General features: G+C 43.8%; 23 protein-coding genes and 1 pseudogene. 11 read left to right on the top strand and 13 right to left on the bottom strand.

Going from position 1 to position 19727, the window contains the following annotated elements:
• Positions 1-328 precede the first annotated feature (328 nt).
• The gene (locus tag L4D19_RS06675; RefSeq protein ID WP_428451780.1) at positions 329-997 is read left to right on the top strand and encodes a response regulator transcription factor; all 669 of its coding nucleotides are present in this window, start codon (positions 329-331) and stop codon (positions 995-997) included.
• Between the two features lie 45 nt (positions 998-1042).
• On the opposite strand, the gene L4D19_RS06680 is transcribed toward L4D19_RS06675, so the two are convergent.
• The 4 genes from L4D19_RS06680 to L4D19_RS06695 form a co-directional block, all read right to left on the bottom strand.
• A complete protein-coding gene (locus L4D19_RS06680; RefSeq protein ID WP_036821101.1) occupies positions 1043-1306 on the bottom strand; it encodes an Lpp/OprI family alanine-zipper lipoprotein in 264 nt (87 codons plus the stop codon).
• 178 nt (positions 1307-1484) lie between these two features.
• Positions 1485-2072, bottom strand: coding sequence for an SCO family protein (locus L4D19_RS06685; protein ID WP_428451781.1), 588 nt, complete (start codon positions 2070-2072; stop codon positions 1485-1487).
• Positions 2069-2527, bottom strand: a complete 459-nt coding sequence (locus tag L4D19_RS06690; protein WP_428451782.1) for a hypothetical protein — start codon at positions 2525-2527, stop codon at positions 2069-2071. Before L4D19_RS06690 ends, L4D19_RS06685 begins: the two co-directional genes overlap by 4 nt.
• 168 nt (positions 2528-2695) lie before the next feature.
• Complete coding sequence (locus L4D19_RS06695) at positions 2696-3607, bottom strand: polyprenyl-phosphate transporter (RefSeq protein WP_428451783.1); 912 nt, start codon at positions 3605-3607, stop codon at positions 2696-2698.
• 197 nt (positions 3608-3804) lie between these two features.
• Here L4D19_RS06695 and L4D19_RS06700 point away from each other — a divergent pair, with 197 nt between their 5' ends.
• On the top strand, positions 3805-4227 hold the full coding sequence (locus L4D19_RS06700) for a GtrA family protein (RefSeq protein ID WP_428451784.1): 423 nt from the start codon (positions 3805-3807) through the stop codon (positions 4225-4227).
• Here L4D19_RS06700 and L4D19_RS06705 read toward each other — a convergent pair.
• Positions 4184-5479 carry a histidine kinase dimerization/phospho-acceptor domain-containing protein gene (locus L4D19_RS06705; RefSeq protein ID WP_428451785.1) on the bottom strand — a complete coding sequence of 432 codons (1296 nt, stop codon included), beginning with the start codon at positions 5477-5479 and terminating at the stop codon, positions 4184-4186. The genes L4D19_RS06700 and L4D19_RS06705 overlap by 44 nt on opposite strands.
• Positions 5476-6156 carry a response regulator transcription factor gene (locus L4D19_RS06710; RefSeq protein WP_160650813.1) on the bottom strand — a complete coding sequence of 227 codons (681 nt, stop codon included), beginning with the start codon at positions 6154-6156 and terminating at the stop codon, positions 5476-5478. Before L4D19_RS06710 ends, L4D19_RS06705 begins: the two co-directional genes overlap by 4 nt.
• Positions 6157-6290: 134 nt before the next feature.
• On the opposite strand from L4D19_RS06710, the gene L4D19_RS06715 reads away from it, so the two are divergent.
• The 4 genes from L4D19_RS06715 to L4D19_RS06730 all read left to right on the top strand — a co-directional run bounded on the left by L4D19_RS06715 (position 6291) and on the right by L4D19_RS06730 (position 9857).
• The gene (locus tag L4D19_RS06715; RefSeq protein ID WP_428451786.1) at positions 6291-7307 is read left to right on the top strand and encodes a glycosyltransferase family 2 protein; all 1017 of its coding nucleotides are present in this window, start codon (positions 6291-6293) and stop codon (positions 7305-7307) included.
• On the top strand, positions 7304-8767 hold the full coding sequence (locus L4D19_RS06720) for an ArnT family glycosyltransferase (protein ID WP_428451787.1): 1464 nt from the start codon (positions 7304-7306) through the stop codon (positions 8765-8767). Before L4D19_RS06715 ends, L4D19_RS06720 begins: the two co-directional genes overlap by 4 nt.
• Positions 8768-8912: 145 nt before the next feature.
• Positions 8913-9164, top strand: coding sequence for a hypothetical protein (locus L4D19_RS06725; protein WP_428451788.1), 252 nt, complete (start codon positions 8913-8915; stop codon positions 9162-9164).
• Positions 9165-9458: 294 nt separating this feature from the next.
• Positions 9459-9857: a VOC family protein gene (locus L4D19_RS06730; protein WP_428451789.1), complete on the top strand. Its 399-nt coding sequence runs from the start codon at positions 9459-9461 to the stop codon at positions 9855-9857.
• A gap of 60 nt (positions 9858-9917) precedes the next feature.
• Here the strand turns inward: L4D19_RS06730 and L4D19_RS06735 are convergent, their stop codons facing one another.
• Both L4D19_RS06735 and L4D19_RS06740 read right to left on the bottom strand, forming a co-directional pair.
• Positions 9918-10085, bottom strand: a complete 168-nt coding sequence (locus tag L4D19_RS06735) for a hypothetical protein (RefSeq protein WP_175577486.1) — start codon at positions 10083-10085, stop codon at positions 9918-9920.
• 305 nt (positions 10086-10390) lie between these two features.
• Positions 10391-10702 (bottom strand): DUF3081 family protein, encoded by a 312-nt coding sequence (locus L4D19_RS06740; RefSeq protein ID WP_428451790.1) that lies wholly within the window; start codon positions 10700-10702, stop codon positions 10391-10393.
• Positions 10703-10959: 257 nt separating this feature from the next.
• Here L4D19_RS06740 and L4D19_RS06745 point away from each other — a divergent pair, with 257 nt between their 5' ends.
• The gene (locus L4D19_RS06745) at positions 10960-12141 is read left to right on the top strand and encodes an amino acid aminotransferase (protein WP_428451791.1); all 1182 of its coding nucleotides are present in this window, start codon (positions 10960-10962) and stop codon (positions 12139-12141) included.
• A gap of 24 nt (positions 12142-12165) precedes the next feature.
• On the opposite strand, the gene L4D19_RS06750 is transcribed toward L4D19_RS06745, so the two are convergent.
• The 4 genes from L4D19_RS06750 to L4D19_RS06765 form a co-directional block, all read right to left on the bottom strand.
• Complete coding sequence (locus L4D19_RS06750) at positions 12166-13887, bottom strand: ATP-binding protein (RefSeq protein WP_428451792.1); 1722 nt, start codon at positions 13885-13887, stop codon at positions 12166-12168.
• A gap of 2 nt (positions 13888-13889) precedes the next feature.
• Complete coding sequence (locus tag L4D19_RS06755; protein ID WP_160650797.1) at positions 13890-14429, bottom strand: heme NO-binding domain-containing protein; 540 nt, start codon at positions 14427-14429, stop codon at positions 13890-13892.
• 206 nt (positions 14430-14635) lie between these two features.
• A complete protein-coding gene (locus L4D19_RS06760) occupies positions 14636-15109 on the bottom strand; it encodes a hypothetical protein (RefSeq protein ID WP_428451793.1) in 474 nt (157 codons plus the stop codon).
• Positions 15110-15236: 127 nt separating this feature from the next.
• The gene (locus L4D19_RS06765; protein WP_428451794.1) at positions 15237-15965 is read right to left on the bottom strand and encodes a nitroreductase family protein; all 729 of its coding nucleotides are present in this window, start codon (positions 15963-15965) and stop codon (positions 15237-15239) included.
• A 241-nt stretch (positions 15966-16206) separates the two neighbouring features.
• On the opposite strand from L4D19_RS06765, the gene L4D19_RS06770 reads away from it, so the two are divergent.
• Entirely contained in the window at positions 16207-17229 is a 1023-nt protein-coding gene (locus tag L4D19_RS06770) for a sensor histidine kinase (RefSeq protein WP_428451795.1), read from the top strand.
• Positions 17229-18023 (top strand): LytR/AlgR family response regulator transcription factor, encoded by a 795-nt coding sequence (locus tag L4D19_RS06775; protein WP_428451796.1) that lies wholly within the window; start codon positions 17229-17231, stop codon positions 18021-18023. The genes L4D19_RS06770 and L4D19_RS06775 overlap by 1 nt, the downstream gene beginning before the upstream one ends.
• A gap of 17 nt (positions 18024-18040) precedes the next feature.
• Here L4D19_RS06775 and L4D19_RS06780 read toward each other — a convergent pair.
• Positions 18041-18133 (bottom strand): annotated as a pseudogene (locus tag L4D19_RS06780) (lipase family protein); the annotation flags it as partial.
• Between the two features lie 358 nt (positions 18134-18491).
• Here L4D19_RS06780 and L4D19_RS06785 point away from each other — a divergent pair.
• Complete coding sequence (locus L4D19_RS06785; RefSeq protein ID WP_428451797.1) at positions 18492-19217, top strand: ABC transporter ATP-binding protein; 726 nt, start codon at positions 18492-18494, stop codon at positions 19215-19217.
• Positions 19205-19711, top strand: a complete 507-nt coding sequence (locus L4D19_RS06790; protein ID WP_428451798.1) for a hypothetical protein — start codon at positions 19205-19207, stop codon at positions 19709-19711. The genes L4D19_RS06785 and L4D19_RS06790 overlap by 13 nt, the downstream gene beginning before the upstream one ends.
• Positions 19712-19727: the final 16 nt, after the last annotated feature.

Raw genomic sequence — 19727 nt, forward strand, 5'->3', positions numbered from 1 at the left:
TGCTTTGAGCCTAATCCCCATGCCGGATTCAACAAAGTCAATACTGTACGTAATGAAAAAGTCATGTAATCTCAGATAGATTGATTTAGTTCAATATCAAAAAAACGTCAATAATTTTTTCAAATAAGGCACTGAGAAATGAGTGTTGAACGCTAAATTTAGCTGGGTTTGTTAAGCTATCGGGCCGGAAAAATTGGCATAGACAAGTGGAACCGGGTGCGGGGTTTTTGCTCACTTAAAAGGGTGGAATAAGTATTTTTGTTATCATCATTGAACTAAATGACAATAAGGATAATAATGCGAATTGTTTTTCTTTGGGTGTTAGTTTGTGTCCCAGATCCTAGTTGTTGATGATGATATTCAACTGTGTGAATTGCTAAAAGAAGTACTGACTGAAGAAGGCTATGATGTTCATTGCGAGCATTGTGGTGAAAATGCACTCGCACACATGCAGAATAATGCCGTTGATCTTGTTTTGCTTGATGTGATGTTGCCTAACATTGATGGCTTGCAGGTTGCTCGCCGAATTTGCCAGCGATTTGCTACACCAATAATGATGCTGACGGCATTAGGCGATGAACCTTCAATGTTAGAGGGGTTGCAGGCCGGTGCTGATCAATATCTAGCCAAACCTTTTCGGGTGCCTGAATTATTAGCGCGTATTACTGTAATATTGAGGCGTGTTGGCCTGGAACGTCAGAGGCAGAGTATTAATCATTGCCAAACGGATCTTAGCCAGCAGATTTCTCGGTTGCCTTTAACGGGGACTGAGTCTGAACTTATCGAGTATTTGATAAACCAGCACGGTGTTGTGGTATCAAAAGCCGAGTTACAAAAGGAAGTGCTCAAAAAGGAGTTAAGCCCTTTCGATCGTAATCTTGATATGCATATAAGTAACATTCGTCGTAAGATGGTGCAGTCTGGCTTGTCTAAGCAGCATATTAAAACGGTTCGAGGAAGAGGATATAGTTTTCTTGAGTCGGTGGGTGTAGTTTGAGCAACCTAAATAAAAGGAGTGGCGCTAGAAGCGCCACTTTTTGATTTATTTGCTGTACGAACTCGCGATATTATCGATTCGCTGGTTCGCTCGCATTGCTTCTTGATACGCTGCGTCAGAAGCAGCACGTGCATCATTAACTGCACCTGCCATTTGATCTTGCTGACTTTGCAGAGCACCTACCTGATCAGAGAGCATATCTACTTTGTTGGTAAGTTGCTGCATTTGATCAACTTCATCTGAGCTTGAACAACCAATCAGTGTCGCACTCAGAATAATACCGGTAAGGATAGATAATGAACGGTTCATTTTTCTTTCTTCTCCTTTGTTTGCCACTACAGACCGAGTGTTAAATGTTATCAGTCGGCAGAATTAGTATGGCATATGCTGCTCAAATTTCTTCTTTGTCACCTATTTATCGCTAAAAAAGGTCTCTCAAAAACGAGAAAACCCGCCGGAGCGGGTATAAAAGCTTAGTTATTTGATTTTATGATGACTTGGATAAAAGTCGTTCTATCGTCTCGACAATAATCTGTGGATTCAGTGTATGTTGAACTTTTTCAACCAAGGTTCCGTCAGGCTCGAGGAAATAAAAATATGAGCTGTGGTCAACAGCGTATTCAAGGGCAGAGTCTTTTAACTCAGTTCGCATATAAAGCACACCATATTTTTCTGCGAGTGCTTTAGTTTGATGTTCTGTCCCTGTCATTCCAATAATATTTTTGTGGAAATATTGTGCGTACTGGGCACTTTTTTCAGGAGTATCACGATCTGGATCCAGGGTGATAAAAATAGGCCAGAGGTTTTCTAGTTGTTTATTATCGAGCTCTTTCAGCGCAGCAGAAAGAACGGCTAATGAGGTCGGACAGACATCAGGGCAGTGGGTATAGCCAAAGTAGATAACTCGTAGACGCGAGTCTTCCTCGTCATAGAGGTCAACAGCTTCTTGACCGCTCTCAAGAATATTCATAGGGTAACTGGCTTCAGCTAAGGCAGGGTCTTTGGACCCAACAATATATTGAGTAATTAAACCTGCTGAAAGTGCGAGTGCGAGTACAATCCACTGAAACTTCACTTGACCATCCTTATTGAAACGTTAATAGGTGTAATTTTTTCTTGGTCAGACAAGGGCTTAATATTCCCTCGCCAAGTCATTTCATCCGATGTGCAAAACGGGAGTGTCAGGTCGCCAGAAAACCCACCGCTGGCGGTGCGTGATAATTGTAACTGATAGACGCCCATCATCATTTCATGACCTTCTAATGTGAGTACTAAATGATCGGTTTCAGCCGGTAAGTCAGGCCATTGGACATTGATTTCAGTGTTTTGCATTGGGTTGATTACATCAGTAGCAAGTGTAACAGATGCGCTGTTTTGTTTACAAACTTGAGTGCTGAGCTGACAATAGTCAATTTGCTGTTGTTGCTTGTCAGTCTTGTTTTTACCGATTTCAGACACCTGGTATCCGCCCCAACCGACGGCTACGATAAATACGAGGTTGGCTATTGGCTTCCATGTGCTCTTTTTCATTATTTACATTTGGTCCGTGCTTGTTATGACTTTGTGAATGATATCACGATAATAGTGGAGGAAATTGGTAGCGAGATAATTTTGTGAGGGGCGTTGAAGTTAAGCTGTTCGCTCGTGGGAATTGTGTAAACCTTGCCCCGGATAAGCAGGGCAAGGTGAAGTAAGCAGTTATTTTTCAGCGACTTTTTCAAGCGCCCAGACAATACCAATTCCCACTAGCATTGCAGCGATGGCATAGCCTAACAGCGCAGGCTGCCCGGTTACTTGCTCAAAGTTAAGTGGTGAAAGATTCTGTTCAAGCAGTGGAACCTGCTGGCCACTAGAGTTTGTTCTCCAGGTTAAGGTTTCTTTCCAAGGCCAAATCTTACTGAGCGTACCTATCATTAAGCCCGTCAAGAATGTTAGGGCGATATCACGATGGCGGCGAAGTACCCAGGACAAAACGTGGGAGAAGCTTAATAGACCCAGCAGACAACCGGAGGCAAACGTCCCAAGTGTTACGATGTCGAGTGATTTGGCTGCTGCAAGGATAGGGGTGTACATCCCTAGTAGCAACAGAATAAAGCTGCCTGAAATGCCGGGTAGGATCATGGCGCAAATAGCGATGGATCCAGCAATAAGGGTGTTCAGTAATGTTGGCTCTAAGCTAAGCGGGTGCAGGACCGTAATACCGTAGGCAAACATCGCACCGGCAACAACCGAAAGAAACCGGTTAGGTTTCCAGTGCTTGATTTGTTTGAACATATGATTCACCGATACGATGATGAGGCCAAAGAAAAATGACCATAGAGGGATCGGATGTGTATGCAGCATCCATGTAATAATGCGTGCCAGAGTAAAGATACTGGTTAGAATGCCTGATAATAACAAGATCAAAAATGTCCCGTTAATATGCTCGAAAGCGGCCTTGAAGCCTTTGTCTCGCCAAATGCCAATTAGGCTTGGGTTAACACGTCGAATACTTTCAAGTAATGTATCGTAGATCCCTGTAATAAAAGCGATTGTACCGCCTGAAACGCCAGGCACCACGTCAGCAGCACCCATCGCCATGCCTTTTAGAAAGGTAAAAACTTTGCTCATGGTTTTCCGTAATCTGAATGATTGAATAGCAGAACTTGCCGCCATTATACCGTGTCGCCGTGAAAAATAAGTGTTTTTTTGCTCTTTGGTGGCGTTGTTATATGGGAATGAATCAATGAGTCAGTTTTACCTTTTTTTGACTTGAATAAGTCTAGCCTTTGTATGTCAGACAAGGTTATAGATGTGTATGAGATTCAATGGATACAAAAATACTAAAATTTGCGGTGTCAGGTGGGCTTGGCTTTGTTGTGGATGTATCGACAATGACATTACTGTCTGCAGTGCTGCCGGTAATACCGGCAAGGGCGGCAGCATTTTGGGCCGCGGCATCGTTTACCTGGTGGTGCAATCGTCAGTTTACTTTTAAAGGTGCCGATAAAAGTGCACCACTTCGACAATGGTTTAAGTCTCTCTTAACGGCATGTGTAGGTTTTATTCCAAACTGGGGATGCTACTGGGTGCTGATCAGGTGGGTAGATGATGCATGGATCACGCAACTGGTGGGTGATAACGGGCTTTATTTCTGGCCACTGGTTGCGATGATCCCCGGTATTTTTTTAGGTATGGTTGCCAATTTTAGCCTTGCGAATCGCTGGGTGTATCGCCCGGCGTTAGGATGATTTCTGCAATACAGCCTTGCGAGTCGTTATTGTAATGGTTCAGTTGCCAGCCGTATTTACGGCAAATGTCGCCGGCAATAAGCAAACCAAGGCCAAAGCCTTCGACGCCACGAGGTTTGCTCCCTAACCCGATCCCGCTGTCAATCACCTTGATGCTATAAGGGGAGGTCTCTAGCGTAACGGTCCCTTCTTCTGTGCAGGCAAAAGCATTTTTAATGAGGTTGCCAATGAGTATTTTCATTGTGGTTTCAGGCGCTTTGACAGTCGTCTCACCATTCATGGTCACACGCCATTTAACGGGTTTGTTTGCCAACAAGTGCTCATGTTCGGTGGCAATGCTGCTGAGTTCATCATGGCCTAAGGCTCGCGGACTAAGGTTAGTCAGGCTTTCTTCACGGGTTAGAGAGAGCAAGGTAGTGACGAAGTCGTTCATCTCATTACTAGCATGGAGTAGGCGTACACGCTGCTTTTCAATAAAAGCAGGATCGGTAGATTGCCCAAGCAGAGAGATTGAACCCTTCATGACCATTAAAGGAGTACGTAGCTCATGACTGGCATAGCGATTGAAAGACCGCTCTCGCTCAAGAAGCTGGTGGATCCGTTCGGAGTAGAGGTTGAAGCTGGTGACAAGCTGCAAAAGTTCCTTTGAAACCACACCTTTGGGTGGCTGAATAGGAGATAAATCTGTGGCAGAACGGGCCTCTAGGTCATTGGTTAGCTCTGACAAAGGGGCGGTCAGCCTTCGGGAAATACTTAAAATGACAAATAGGCTAATTAAGATTAAGACAAAGGTGATGGATAGCTGTTTGGCCTGGTTCCAGAATATTTGCTCTTCGCTCAATTCGTAGATGTCATCGTAATACAGGAAATAAACACTCAGCTGTTTACCTCTAATCATCAAGTTACTGCGCATGATAAAGTACTCGGTATCATCCGAGCTGACTCTTTTGAGTTCAACGGCTTCGTCGTCGGGCAGGGAGTCTGGAATGATGAGGTGAGATGGCAGGAGCTCTCTCCCAATATAGGCATGGCTGAAGGGAGGAATCGAGATTGTTTGGGCATCGTTCTCGCTGAGTACTTCCTTGGCCACTTCTTTTGCATGCTGCAACCTGTTATTGGCATTAATTAGCTCGAAGTCTTCAAGAGTTGTCTCAAGTAAGACGAAGTGGATGCTGATGATGGCAAAGGCAACAATCGAAAAGTAGGTGAAGGTCAGCTGCTTTGCACTTTTAACCTGTTTGTTTGCAATCACTGGTTTTCCTCTGGAATCAGCTGGTAGCCAACTTTGGGTACTGTTTTGATATAGCTATGTTTAAAAGGCTTGTCTATCTGATTTCTGAGTTGGTAGATATGACTTCTTAATACATTTCCTTCAGGCTCGTCATCTCCCCATAGGGTTGAAATGATTTCCTCCTTGGTAACCAATTTTGGAGCCCGCACCATGAGCAGCTTTAAAATGGTGAACAGCGTTGGGTTTAGAGAAAAGCTGCAGTTGCTCCGGTGAACAGTATGACTGCCAAGATCTAATTCAAGCTGGCCGAAAGTCAGTGTCGTGGTTGCTGTTTCACCTGTTCTACGGCGAGTCAAGGCCTTGATACGGGCTTCAAGGATTTCAAGATCAAACGGTTTGACCAAGTAGTCATCAGCTCCCTGAGAAAAACCTTCCAGGGTATCTTCCCGCGTATCTCGAGCTGTAAGCATTAGAATTGGGGTATCGACCCCATGTTCTCTCAACTTTTTGCATACCGTATAGCCATCCATGCGAGGAAGCATGACATCAAGAATAATTAGATCGTAGTGATTCTCGCATCCCAAATCATATCCCTGCCGGCCATTACTGGCGTAATCCAGTGTGTATCCCTTGATTTCAAAAAAGTCAAAAATGATCCCGGCAATGTCTTGATGATCTTCAACTAATAGTAACTTCATGAAGGTTGTCCGTAGGTAAGAAACAGCAGCATATGATGGCATAGATAAACGTGAAAAAAATGTCGATGACCTTTTTACGACATAGTAAACAATAAAATACATATTAACAGACAGGTCACGAACTGAGGTTAATTATGTCATCTATTACTTTGCTTTCTCAGCACCGAGAGCAGCGCCATAACCGAGATGGGGAGCTCTTTGTTTCGGTGATCGTACCTATGTATAACGAAGAAGCCGTTATTGAAGATTGCCATGAGCGCCTCTGTCATGCATTGGACCACTTAGGAAAAAAATGCGAAATCATTTACGTCGATGATGGTAGCTCGGATAGAAGCTGGGAGATGACCTGTCAGATGACTAGCTCTAACCATTGGGTGAGAACGGTTAGGCTCAGCCGTAATTTCGGCAAAGAAGCGGCCATGACGGCAGGCTTGCAATCAGCATCAGGGAAGGCGGTTATTTTGATCGATGCTGATCTACAAGATCCTCCTGAATTAATTCCCGCAATGGTCGAGCAATGGCAAAAAGGATTTGACGTCGTCGATATGAAACGAAAGCAGCGTTATGGCGAGAGTTGGTTCAAGCGTTTCACTGCATCAATGTTTTACAAACTCATCAATCAACTAACAGAAATGCCTATACCTGAAAATGTAGGGGATTTTAGATTGATTGACCGGCGTGTTGTTGACGAGATCAATAAGCTGCCGGAGAGAACCCGCTTTATGAAAGGCTTATTCGCCTGGCCTGGTTTTCAACGTACAACCATGATGTTCGACAGAGACCCCAGGCTCGCGGGTGAAACCAAGTGGAATTACACCAAGCTTGTCCACCTGGCATTCGAAGGGATCACCTCGTTCAGTACTCGTCCGTTGCGATTAGCAACCGGTGCTGGCTTGATTACCTCGGTGGCAGCAATTGCAATGGCAGCTGTTGTTTTTACCAAAACCATGATTTGGGGAGACGCGGTGGCAGGCTATCCGTCAACAATCATGGTTGTCTTGCTTCTCGGTGGAATCCAACTGCTTTCCATCGGCTTGATGGGAGAGTATGTCGGGCGACTATTTATTGAAGCAAAGCAGCGACCTTTATTTGTTGTTATGGATAACAACGTACGAGAAGCAGTAAAAATGAATAAAGAAGTAGAAGCATGATTCAGTCACTAAAGAAACTTTCACTCACTCAATTTGCAATTGCATTAGCTGTGTTCGCAATGGCTGTTCGGTTGTTAACTCTTGGTATTTATCCATTAATGGATACAACAGAGGCGCGTTATGGCGAGATGGCTCGAATTATGTTCGAGACCGGTAACTGGATCACGCCGATGTTTGACTATGATGTTCCATTTTGGGGTAAACCACCTCTGTTTACATGGCTAAGTGCGACGGGATTTGAGTTCTTGGGAGTATCCGAATTCGCTGCTCGAGTCCCACACCTCATCGTTGGCTGTATGGTGTTATGCCTGGTATGGCTACTTGCTGCCAGAGAAAAAGGTAATCGCAATACGGCCTGGCTGGCTGTTGCTATTTTGGCAACCACAACTGCATTTAGTGTTATTGCGGGCGCAGTCATGACGGATATGGCGCTTACTTTGGCAATTACTTTAAGCATGGTGAGCTTTTGGTTTGCGTGGCAGAAAAAATCCAGAGGGTGGGGCTACCTCTTTTTTGTCGGTCTTGCCATTGGCATGCTGGCAAAAGGGCCGCTGACGTTAGTACTGGTCGGAATTAGTCTGGTGTTATGGCTAGCTCAGGATAAACGCTGGCAGCAAATACCCACTTGTCTGCCATGGAAGGGAGGAGTGGTTTTATTTTTACTCATATCATTGCCTTGGTACTTGCTGGCAGAATGGAAAACCCCGGGGTTTCTGAATTACTTCATCATCGGCGAGCATATAAAGCGATTTGTTGTTAGCGGCTGGGAGGGGGACCTTTATGGTTCGGCCCATAAAGAACTAAGAGGCACCATTTGGGTGTATTGGATATTGGCGGCTTTGCCTTGGTCTCCGGTATTGTTCTATCAGGTTTCGCGATTTTTCAGAAACGGACAAGAGGGGGTTCAATCTGAGTCAGGCTATCTAGGGTTTCTCTGGTGCTGGATGTTATCGCCATTACTTTTGTTTACGTTTGCTGGCAATATTCTGCCGAGCTACGTACTTCCCGGTTTACCAGCGATGGCTTTGCTTATCACGGCCTACCACTATCAACAGCCTTTATCTGAACGCGTGTTTAAGCTGGGGCTGATTACTCCTGTTTTAATTGTCATCGTCGCTCTATTGCTCAAATTCAACCTAACAGGAAAAGAAGCTGAAAAACACCTGATGGCTCAATGGGCCTCACAAGCCGAAACGAGCCAGAGCGAGTTGCTGTATGTAAATCACAGGCCATTTTCTGCTCAGTTCTATTCCAATGGTCAGGCTAAAGCGGTGAGTGGACCTATTACAGAGTTGATGAAAAATGCTAAGTCAGATGTATTTATAGTTATCGATAAAAAACACATACCAGAGGGTTTTTTATGGGATAAGCGCCGTTGTGAGCTACGTGGAGAGTCGAAGAAGCGTGAGCTTATCTATTGTAAATCGATAACCCCATCGCTTGTTGATGTTGTGCCGTAAATGAACTTGTTTAACCATGCTTTATGAAAAGCGATGAAAGTGAATTGGTATGTTGGTTGTTTTTTGAACTGTGACTGGACTAACTATATCCCTTTTAATGTTGTGGAAATATATTGTCAGGATTATTGAAAGTTGGAGCATCACTATGTACAAAGAGTTACTAGAGATACCCAGTAGTCATAGCTTCGTACGCACAGACATGAAGTGGGATATCGGCAAGGAAACAGATATTGATACCTTTTGGTATGATGAGAAAGATTTAACCGGAAGCATTATTGCCAAATACGTGGTTAAAGTAACCAAGTTTATTTATCCACCAGAACGTTCACAGATCTGCTACCAGAAGTTTACGCCAGACAGTTTGTCACTGCTTTCCACGGGAGAGTTGAAACAATAAATGTTGTTTGAAAAGTGGCCTAGTGCCACTTTTTTCTTTTTTCATCTTAGTGTGATCCAGGGCAAAAAATGTGCGGTGTTCAGCAAAGCTGAGCTCTAGCGTTTGATTAATATATCTAATGGCTTGACGGTATGGACAATAGCTGTAACAGTATAGGGATATTCAACCTCTTGAGTATTGAGGGGTGAAAAATAACGATATTGCTAGTTAGCGTGGTGATTCATTTTATATAGAAAAAATAATACCGGGCTATAACGCGATAGAAACAAATTAGAATCAAAGGATGATACGGCCATGATACCAAGAGACGCGACACTCCGTGTTGTCAGACCTACCGATAATTTAGAGCAAATTGCTGTCATGTATAGCAAGGCGCTCGGCTTTGAGATGCTTAAACAGTTTAAAGATCATGATGGCTTTGATGGTGTAGTGCTAGGCCACCAACAACATGCCTATCATTTGGAGTTTATTCATCAACAAGGCGCTACCGTCGGGAAAGCGCCCTCACAAGAGCACCTGCTAGTTTTCTATATTGACTGCAGCCGCGTGTGGGAACGAGCCTGCCGTAATATGATTGATGCTGGGTTTAGTGTGGTAGATTCGACGAACCCTTATTGGGAGAATGTCGGTAAAACATTCGAAGATGTGGATGGATACCGCGTGGTACTACAAAACCGCGATTGGGATTGCTAATTCCAATACATATTTAAAAGCTCAGGCTAAGACCTGAGCTTTTTTGTCTATGCCTATTCCCTAATGGCGCTTCGAGAGATCCTCATAAGCTGACTTGAACATTAGAGTGAAGCCGTCTTGCGACAATTCCTTGGCTGTCATCTCGGCTGCGTTTAGACGCCTATAACATTCACCTAGGGCAGCAATCGCATTATCAATCTCTTTAGTACTGAGTTGTGGAGTGTGCATCTTGGTTCTCTTCCTGGTAAGACAGAAACGTTATTAATACATGCCGTTTAAGCGGGCCGTAATCTTATATTTCGACCATATCTCAGTCTGTATGAATGCAAACTGAACGGCGTGTAATTGCTTATTTGTTGTTGTTGGAAACGAATCTAGCCTATTGATTTTGCTAGCTGGCTTTGTCAGGAAAGTGTCAAATAAAGAAAATATTTGGTTTGAATTCAGAGCGTTGAACAGGCTGATGCTGAGGGTTGTTTATACGAACTCTCAAAATCATGCCTGCTGTTTATTATTGGGAGGTTTGTGTAAGGTTAATACCTTTTGTCTAACTCCACTAGTTTATGAATGAATGCCTGGATTTGGGCCTCGTTGTTATTATGAAACTCAGTGGTTGTTTGGTTAATGACTGTATCAGGATCTTCATTTGCGGTATGGAAGTGATAAGTATTATGGAAGTTAATATCAAGGCTGACATTGCTATCAGATAGATTGACATAATACCCATCCGGGTTCTCAGTACAGGTGACTCCATCAAGCTGGATGCCAGTATCTGTCGCTGTCCCCTGAGTTTTGATCTTTTCGTACACACTAAGCAGGGTACGCACATCAACACTATTCTTCATAACAACCTCCACCCAATTTCATATTGTTCCTACGATAAAAAACGCAAGTTACACTTATAAATTTAGGTCCTGCTCCGTTGACTGCAAGCTAAGTTAGTTGAATGTTATTTAAGATCAAAAACAGAGCCCGCTAAGGGTCACAGTTTTGCCAAAAAATGGATAGAACAACATTGATATTTTTAATGATTTCATAGTGACCTTTCGTAAGCTAAGTGATAGGTTGATTCTATGAACAGCCACTAAATGGAATTTATCCGATGTTTAAGCAGCTTACTGAAGCACAACTTGACCCTATTCTATCGCTTTCAATTGCTTATCGAGAAGACGAGCGTGAAAACAAGATGGATTTAGGTATTGGGGTGTACCGGAATAGCCAAGGTGAAACGCCAATTATGCAGGCGGTTCAGCAGGCTCAGCAGCATGTATTGGAGACGCAAACGACTAAGGGCTATGTGGGTCTTGCCGGGAATGAAGTATTTAACCAGTCGATGATAGATCTGTTGCTGGCAGACACATCAGCATATACCCGTGCAGCGGCTATCCAAACACCAGGTGCCAGCGGAGCATTGAGAATGTTGGCAGACCTAATGTGTATTGCCCAACCTGATACAACGGTATGGATTTCCAACCCTAGCTACGTCAACCATAAGCCAGTTATGGAGGCGGCAGGACTTAAAGTGCGTTATTACCCGTACTTTAACCCAACAACGAAGTTAGTTGACAGCCAGGCGATGCTGGCCGAGCTAGCAAAGGCCGGCCCTAAGGACGTGGTATTGCTTCATGGATGCTGCCATAATCCGACAGGCGCTGATATTACCTTCTCTGACTGGCAGGCGATTACAGAACTCGCCAACAAGAATGGCTTTATGCCTTTTGTCGATATTGCCTACTTGGGATTTGGTGATGGCTTGGAGCAAGATGCGGCTGGCTTAAAATACATGGCAGACAATATTGAAGAAATGATTATCGCTACATCTTGTTCTAAGAATTTTGGCTTATATCGGGAGCGCACTGGTGCCGCGATCGTGATTAGCGATAGCCTGAAGGTAGCCCAAAATGCCAAAGGACGGATTTTGAATCTTGCACGTTCTACATATACCATGCCACCGGATCATGGTGCTGCACTTGTTGCGACAATTCTGAGCGATCCAGCCCTAACTCAAGCTTGGAAGCAAGAGCTGAATGAAATGCTGGGTAGATTGTTGAGCCTGCGCGCAGGTCTGACAAATGCGGTACGAGCACAAGGTTCAGATGAATTCGACTTTATAGAACAGCATAAGGGAATGTTCTCAGTAACAGGCTTGAGCCCTGAGCAAGTTGGTCGCTTACGCGATGAGTTTGCAATATATGCTGTTGGTGACGGGCGGATCAATGTTGCCGGTATGCAGGAACAGCAGCTAGATTATTTAGCCAACGCTTTGGTGACCGTGTCACGTTGATGTATAGACGAAAGGGGGGGGGAGTTAGTGCGCTCCCCACCTTTCAAGCATTTCTTTTAGTTCTTTGGACTGGTAAGGCTTGCAGAGGATATCGTCCATGCCGGCATCAATGCACTCTTGGCGTTCGGCTGTTGTCGTCCCGGCAGTTAAAGCAAGTATTGGTTTCCGGTAACCATGTTCGCGCAGCTTCTTGGTTGCGCAGTACCCATCCATAATCGGCATTCTGCAATCCATCAAAATCACATCAAAAGAATGGTCGCTTAAAATGTCGAGCGCTTGTTGGCCATTATCAACAACAGTCGGGACAAGGCCGAGTTTGCTTAACATTAGCTTGATTAACATCTGGTTGGTTTTGAGATCCTCAACGACCAGTACTTTAAGCTCATCGAGTGGCCTGTTCTCATGTGAGTCAGAGGGAGCCTGTTCTTCTATTGAATGATGGATAGATAAGGGGAGGGCGACGGTAAAGGTTGCACCTTTTCCGGCTTGGCTATCGACAGTTATCTTGCCTTGCATTTGAACGGTAAGTTTTTTGCAAATAGCAAGTCCTAGCCCTGTCCCTTCATGGGTACGTTTGCTGGAAATATCGACCTGACTAAAGGGCTTAAACAGTTTATGTTGTTGTTCTGGGGAAATACCGCAGCCGGTATCGGTGACAGTAAAGACTAAATGCCCTTCCTGCCAGTCAACGAGAGCTGTGACATGCCCCTGAGATGTAAACTTGATGGCATTACCAATTAGGTTAACGCAGATCTGTTTGATTCGGTCCTCATCACCAATGAGTAGGCTTGGCACTAAACTGCTACATGTTACCGATAGTTGGAGTTGTTTTTCTGATGCGCGAAGTTGGAAAATATCATCCAGCTTTTTTGTCATGTTATGGCAGTTAAAGGGTTTTTCTAATAGCTCCAGCATTCCAGCATTGATCTTGCTGTAGTCCAGTAAGTCGTTAATGATAGCCCGCAAGAGTTCACCAGAATGGTTCAAGGTGTTTAATAGCTTATGCTGGTGTTTAGTGAGCTCGGTATCTTCTAACAGCTCTGCTGAGCCCAAGACGCCATTCAGCGGCGTTCTGAGTTCATGATTAATCATCGCCAGAAAGTCGCGTGTGGCTTGTTCAGAGGCTTCAGCTCGTTGTCTAGCCGAAATAGCTTCTTCGTAGTTTAGCTGCCGACCAATCGATGAGCGGAGCATTTCACTAAATATAGCCATGTGCTTTTTAATTGTCTGCAGCCATATACCTGTTGCTCGAATTCGAACGGCAAAAAAGCCATCAATTGCCGGGGGGGTACTCATTGATATCCATAGAATGCCCTCCGTGCTATCCCAATACGTGTTAGTGTTTTTTAATAAAGCGGGAGGCTGCCACACCTGACGTCGACCTGAGATAAAGCTGTCGTTTATTCCTATATCGGGTTCACAATTAACTTCAATATGGCAGGCAGTTACCGAGAGGCTATCGACTAAACTATCTGCCAGTTCCTGAATAATGGTTTTGCTGGGAGACTGAATGAGGAACAGGCGACCATACTCCAAAAGCATGGTTTCCATTTTCGCCTGATAGGCTAGCAGCTCTGAATCAACTTCAGCTTTCGCCTTTAGTTTTTCAACAGACTGTTCAATGAGCTTTTTGGCAGAGTAAAGCTCATGACTTTTAACCTCCAGTAGTTTTTCTGCCTCCTTGCGAGCGAGCTTTTCGCGTTGAAGCTTTTTATGCAGTAACGCAATATGCTGGCTGTGATCCATGTTCACTCCACAATTAACTCAAGGTTGAACCGGACGTGACTTTCTTTTTTATTCAGTGGCTCCATCATGATGTAGACGGTCTGGTCAAAATGCTTTGCACAGCCTTTGATAAGTCCCAGACAGACATGTGACATGCATCGTGCGGATTTATAGTCCATGACCATGTGGCTTTCAGTTTCTGATATAAATTCAAATTGTGGCGGAGTAGCATCCGGGTAGAGTTTTTTGACTTCTGTATGGATATGATCTTCGACTTTTCTGATGAAACTAAATGTATCTTGTTGGCGATCTGCCATCGCTGGCAGAGTTTCCAGCAAGCGAACGAAAACGGCCTCGCCGTACACTTCCTGGAGGGACTCTGCTTTAACGCCCGTAAGCTTACTTAATGTAGTAATGAGTTTTACAAGCGCCCGGTGGTCATAGCTACCGACGGCAGTATAACTTCCAGTATCGGCGGCTTCATCAAGCATCTGTTGACAAACCTCGAGCCCAAAACTCTCTTCGATAATGTCTAAAAACTCAGTAAAGATGATTCCTTTCATATTCTTACCTATTTCGCACCATCTATGATCCATTATGGTAAGCGAAATATGGAGCGTCAAAGTTCATTGAAGGAATGTGATGGACAACATGCTAAAAAAGCAACGAAGAGAGCAGTTAATCTCTGGAAAATACCAAAAAGAAATATATCGCTTTCTGGTATTCTCCTGAAGAATGAAGGAGATATTGATCTTAGGTGTCGTGTAACCTATAGCGAGCTTCTGCTAATGACTAGCGTGCGGTTATTATCAGAGCCGGCTTTCTCGAGTATGCGGCTTTCCATTTCTTCAATTAAAGCTTGCTGATTGGCAAGTGGCAGTGCGTATATATCTGATACCAGCGATAAGCCATTATTAGTGTGGTAAAGCATCCCGCAGGCCGCAGGTTTGCCTTTATAGAAACCGACAAACAGTTGCGCAGGTGATTCATCATCAAACATCATCTGGGTCAAAAATTCGACAACAGCTTCTTTTTCGGCCTCATTTTGCCATTTACTGGATAATACTAGCGCATAGCGAATTGTCAGAGGGTGACAGTCAACGGGGTAGATTGTGAGCGCCGGTTCTGGGGTATCGGGAATAGATGATATCTGTTGGCTAGACTGTTGTTGCCGTTGATAGAGAGCAAGCCCTTGCTTGCTTAACGGCGTTGGGAATTCTGCCTCGGTTATGTGTCTAGCCATCCAGGCATTCTTTGCATTGATGAGTTGTTCAATCTGTGAAGGCATATCATCTATTCTTGAGTAGTGGTTTCCACACCTTACCGCAATTGGGTTTGATAAGGTATGGTGAAGAAGGTTAATTGGTTAATTAATGACTTATAATGATATCTTGATTAGGAACGCGATGTCGTTCGCTGTAGATTCCTTCTTCTGTCCGTCTACCGCAACTGACAATCATAGTAATTTCAGCCTCTTTGGGTAAACCAAGAAGTTTCTTGGCTCGCTTGGAATCAAACCCTTCCATCGGGCAGGTATCATAACCTTCGGCCCGCATTGCCATCATGAAAGTCATTGCTGCCAGAGAGCTGCTTTTGTGGAGGCAGACTCGCAGGTCGCTTTTGCTGACTTCTCGTACCATAGGTTTCTTGAGCCCCAGGAAGTAGCTAAGGATCTTTCTCATGAAACCGAGCAAGCCAAATTGATCATTGCGATAGACAAAGGGAATAAGCTTTTCATAATATTTTAAAGCCCGCTTGGCCGTTGCGTCTTCACGCCCGTCGAATGCGTGGCGGATTTGTGCCGCATTTATTTCTGCACGAGATTTCCATTTGTAGGGCGTGATAACAAAAGCAACGAGTTCATTTGCTGTTTTGGCTGCGTTTTGCCCCATGCAGATATTGGCCAGTTGATGACGCTCATTATCACTGATCACACGGTGGAATTCCCATAACTGCATGTTAGAGCTGTTTGGGGAGAGTGTGGCTAATTCAAGTGACCGAGCGACGGCATCATGATCAAACTCAGAGTGCTGGTCATACTTTCTGACAGAGCGCCGAGAATGGATGAGGTCGTTAAAATAAGCGTGATGTTCTGACATGCTGAATTATCTGCGGTTTCGATATGAGATTACGAGAATTATATCAACCAGCCTTCCTGAGCAACACCACCAATTTGGGCTTTGAATATTAAAGAGATAGAGCAGGGGAGAGGGATGCAATTTTCTTGGGGACTTTTGACATAATTGTCTACTAGGTCGCAAAACGGTTTTTAACCAATACGCCACCTGATGTACATACTGTTTAATAGCTAATTATGTTTGAAATGTACTATAGAGTGCTATGAGGCCTAATAACCCTATAAGTGATATCTATATCAGTATATTACTGTGTATTGGTATCGCGTTTGTTACTTACCTTGCCCGAGGCGGTGAGTTTAGTCGCCAATTAATCATTGTGCTTGGTTATGGCGGAGTTTGTAATTTAATCAGTCTGCTTCTGAGAAATTATTGGCCGTCTTGGCAGTCTTATGCTCACTTTTTTATAGTGGTGAGTGGTACTGTTATTTTCGGAACATTTCATGCCATGCTCTGGTCGGCCTGGACGCCGTACGAAAGTGATCTCTGGCAACTTTTTAGCTTGCTAAGTGCAGCTCTATTTTTTTCAACCCTAATCTATTATTTCTTCCATAATCGCGAAAAGGCACTGAGGTACGAGACCGAGCTGAAGCAGGCCAAATTACTTCAGGTGGAACATGAGAAGGCGCTTGTTATCAGCCAGCTACAAGTTCTTCAAAGCCAAATCGAACCTCACTTTTTGTTCAATACGTTAGCAAATCTGCAAGTTTTGATCGATACAGATGCAAAGAAAGCCAATATGTTACTTGAGCGCCTGACGGATCTATTGAGGGTCTGCTTAAAGAAAAGCCGTCAAGAGTCGATAATGCTGGAAGATGAAATCGAACTACTCGATGCGTATTTGGGGATTCAATCAATACGCCTCGGGGAACGGTTAACTTATCAGCTTACTGTTGATGAAAACGTAAATAAACGATGGAATATACCGCCCCATATGTTGCAGCCGCTGGTTGAAAATGCGGTGTACCATGGAATTGAACCTTGTAAGGAAGGGGGAGAGGTTATGGTTCACCTGACATCTCTAAATGGAAGAGTAAGAGTAGAAATTAAAGATACCGGCGTGGGGCTTGATGGTAAATCCTTGTATAAGGGAAACGGAGTGAGTTTGGATAATATTCGCCAGCGGTTGATTGCTTTGTATGGGGATCAATCCTTTCTGTCGGTTACGTCACCAGATACGGGAGGAGTAATAACCAAAATCGAATTAATCCCGGGGGAATACATATAATGACCGACTTGAAAACGATCACGGCTGTCATTGCTGATGATGAACCATTACTGCGACACCACTTAAATCGTTCCCTTTCTGAGGCGTTTCCCCAGCTTGATATTGTCGCCAGTGAAGCGGATGGTAAGTCAGCGTTAGAGACCATAAAGCAAAAAAGACCGGACGTTGTGTTTTTAGATATTCGGATGCCGGGACTTGATGGTATTTCTGTAGCCAAGGCTCTAAATGGGACCGATCTAATTCCTTTGATCATTTTCATTACGGCCTACGACGAGTACGCCATTCAAGCCTTTGATGAACATGCTTTTGACTACTTGCTCAAACCAATTACCGAAAAACGTCTGCTAAAGACTTGTGAACGAATCAGGTCTTATTTGTTTTCCGTACGGACGGAGCAAAACCGTACCGATCCAAATTCAGTTGAAGCGATAGAGCGACTGGTTGCGAAAATTCAGTCTCCGGCTAACAGTTACCTACGGTGGATTAAAGCCAGTAAAGGGGATGATATTTGTCTGGTTCCTGTTGATGATGTGAACTATCTACAAGCTGAAGATAAGTATGTCAGTGTTTATACACGGTATGGCGAGTATCTCATTCGTACTCCGCTCAAAGAACTCATTAAACAACTTGATCCAGATCTTTTTTGGCAAATCCACAGAGCGACGATTGTACGGGTAGACGCAATAGAACGTGTGAAGCGAGATTTTACTGGCAAAATGTACGTTCATTTGTCGACAGGCGATGTGAAATTGGCGGTGAGCCGAAACGCCCAGGGCTTATTTAAGCAAATGTAGTTTCGCCCCTCCTAAGGGAATTCATACAGGGTATGATCACAGGTTGTCGGGTAGGTAAGTTTGCAAAGAATGCCGTATCGTTCATATTGATATCGTTTTAGTGGCTTCATCTGCTTGCGGTTGGCGGTTGGCGGTTCTCAGTGCTGTCAGAGTAAATCTGGGAAATAGCAAAATGATGACAATATGATATATGCGCCATGGTCACCATTTATCGTGGTATCTTCCTTTTATCCTACTCAATAACCATTTATCGCATGGATGTTTACGAGACCTATATAATTGGTAATCTATCAGCATATACGGAGACGGCCTAAAGAATATAGCTGAAGAGTTGCAGGAATAACGAAGCAGCTTGTTACTATCACTCTGTAATGAATAAAAATAATGTTGGTTGGCACTTAACCGAGCCCCCTTCTGGGGGCAGGTTAAACTAGTGTTCTGTACTCAGTTCTATTATGAGGAATGATTGTGATTGAGTTTCAGAGAATACAAAAGAATTATCAGTTATCAGGCCAGAAGGCTCATGAGGCCCTGAAAGGGGTTCACGGCATAATTAACCGAGGTGAGACTGTCGCTTTGTTGGGCCCATCAGGCTCGGGAAAAAGTTCGTTGCTAAATATTTGCAGCCTGCTTGATAATAGTTATAAAGGGCGAGTGATTATAGATGGTGAGGCAATTACGAAAACGCCTGAATTTTCTGTCGATATTCGTCGTGAAAAAATAGGGTTAATATATCCCGGATTTAGTTTGGTTGCAGCCTATACTGTGTTCGAAAACATTGAATTCCCATTGATTCTCAATCATGTTCCTGATGAGGTTCGCCGTACGCGTGTATCGGACATGATATTGAAGTTAAATCTGAAAAAGTATGAAGGATTTAAGCCCGATCAACTGCCTGTGGAACTGAAACGAAGAGTTGTGGTTGCCAGAGCCTTTATTAATCGCCCTGCTGCGGTTATTGCGGATGAGCCAGTCGCTGATCTAGAGAGTAGTGATGCTGTGAGCTTGATTGATTCAATAAATCAAATAGGGAAAGAAACAGGAAGCGCTGTACTAATCGCAACATGCGATGCTGAGTTGACCTCGGGCTGCGATCGCATCATACACTTACATGATGGCAATATTGTAGAGCATGTGCCGTTGGCCTCTATTCAGCGGAGCAAGGTCTCTGAGGCGCTTCCATGGGGAATTTAACCCTGCAGCTAAGATTGATGAAAAATTGTCTAATTTATCACTGGCGGTCGTCTTTGCTCTTGGTCATCACTGTCGGCTTTTTTTCTATGCTGTTGTTGGTTCTACGTTATAATATGCCAGATTCAACCGCATATTATGAATATAACAATGCTCTCTATATATTTGGGCAGGTTTTAGTTATATTTCTATTTATACTATTCACGTGGAGTATATCCATAAATAAAGTCGTAAATAATGCATCTGAATTCAAATCATTTATTGTAATTGGCTTGAATAATAATGAAATATTACTTTGTTTAGTGGTTAATTCATTGATTATTACTTTGCTAGGTTTTTCTTTGGCAGGAGTTCTTGCTATACATTACCTTCCTATCGGGCAGCATGTTATGGAGTATTTTCTCTGGGAAGCATTATCAATGGTCATAGGAGGGGTATGTATATCGGTAGCTATAGGGGCTATTGCGTTAAAAAGATGCCTTGATGATGGCAGGTAATAATGAAGTAGGCTGG

The organism is Photobacterium kasasachensis (assembly GCF_050336885.1).
Classification (GTDB): Bacteria; Pseudomonadota; Gammaproteobacteria; order Enterobacterales; family Vibrionaceae; genus Photobacterium; species Photobacterium kasasachensis.

Excerpts from the sequence above, each read along its gene's own strand:
- L4D19_RS06680 (WP_036821101.1), bottom strand. The coding sequence starts at position 1,306 with ATGAACCGTTCATTATCTATCCTTACCGGTATTATTCTGAGTGCGACA.
- L4D19_RS06690 (WP_428451782.1), bottom strand. The coding sequence starts at position 2,527 with ATGAAAAAGAGCACATGGAAGCCAATAGCCAACCTCGTATTTATCGTA.
- L4D19_RS06695 (WP_428451783.1), bottom strand. The coding sequence starts at position 3,607 with ATGAGCAAAGTTTTTACCTTTCTAAAAGGCATGGCGATGGGTGCTGCT.
- L4D19_RS06700 (WP_428451784.1), top strand. The coding sequence starts at position 3,805 with ATGGATACAAAAATACTAAAATTTGCGGTGTCAGGTGGGCTTGGCTTT.
- L4D19_RS06710 (WP_160650813.1), bottom strand. The coding sequence starts at position 6,156 with ATGAAGTTACTATTAGTTGAAGATCATCAAGACATTGCCGGGATCATT.
- L4D19_RS06715 (WP_428451786.1), top strand. The coding sequence starts at position 6,291 with ATGTCATCTATTACTTTGCTTTCTCAGCACCGAGAGCAGCGCCATAAC.
- L4D19_RS06720 (WP_428451787.1), top strand. The coding sequence starts at position 7,304 with ATGATTCAGTCACTAAAGAAACTTTCACTCACTCAATTTGCAATTGCA.
- L4D19_RS06725 (WP_428451788.1), top strand. The coding sequence starts at position 8,913 with ATGTACAAAGAGTTACTAGAGATACCCAGTAGTCATAGCTTCGTACGC.
- L4D19_RS06730 (WP_428451789.1), top strand. The coding sequence starts at position 9,459 with ATGATACCAAGAGACGCGACACTCCGTGTTGTCAGACCTACCGATAAT.
- L4D19_RS06735 (WP_175577486.1), bottom strand. The coding sequence starts at position 10,085 with ATGCACACTCCACAACTCAGTACTAAAGAGATTGATAATGCGATTGCT.
- L4D19_RS06740 (WP_428451790.1), bottom strand. The coding sequence starts at position 10,702 with ATGAAGAATAGTGTTGATGTGCGTACCCTGCTTAGTGTGTACGAAAAG.
- L4D19_RS06745 (WP_428451791.1), top strand. The coding sequence starts at position 10,960 with ATGTTTAAGCAGCTTACTGAAGCACAACTTGACCCTATTCTATCGCTT.
- L4D19_RS06750 (WP_428451792.1), bottom strand. The coding sequence starts at position 13,887 with ATGGATCACAGCCAGCATATTGCGTTACTGCATAAAAAGCTTCAACGC.
- L4D19_RS06755 (WP_160650797.1), bottom strand. The coding sequence starts at position 14,429 with ATGAAAGGAATCATCTTTACTGAGTTTTTAGACATTATCGAAGAGAGT.
- L4D19_RS06760 (WP_428451793.1), bottom strand. The coding sequence starts at position 15,109 with ATGGCTAGACACATAACCGAGGCAGAATTCCCAACGCCGTTAAGCAAG.
- L4D19_RS06765 (WP_428451794.1), bottom strand. The coding sequence starts at position 15,965 with ATGTCAGAACATCACGCTTATTTTAACGACCTCATCCATTCTCGGCGC.
- L4D19_RS06770 (WP_428451795.1), top strand. The coding sequence starts at position 16,207 with ATGAGGCCTAATAACCCTATAAGTGATATCTATATCAGTATATTACTG.
- L4D19_RS06775 (WP_428451796.1), top strand. The coding sequence starts at position 17,229 with ATGACCGACTTGAAAACGATCACGGCTGTCATTGCTGATGATGAACCA.
- L4D19_RS06790 (WP_428451798.1), top strand. The coding sequence starts at position 19,205 with ATGGGGAATTTAACCCTGCAGCTAAGATTGATGAAAAATTGTCTAATT.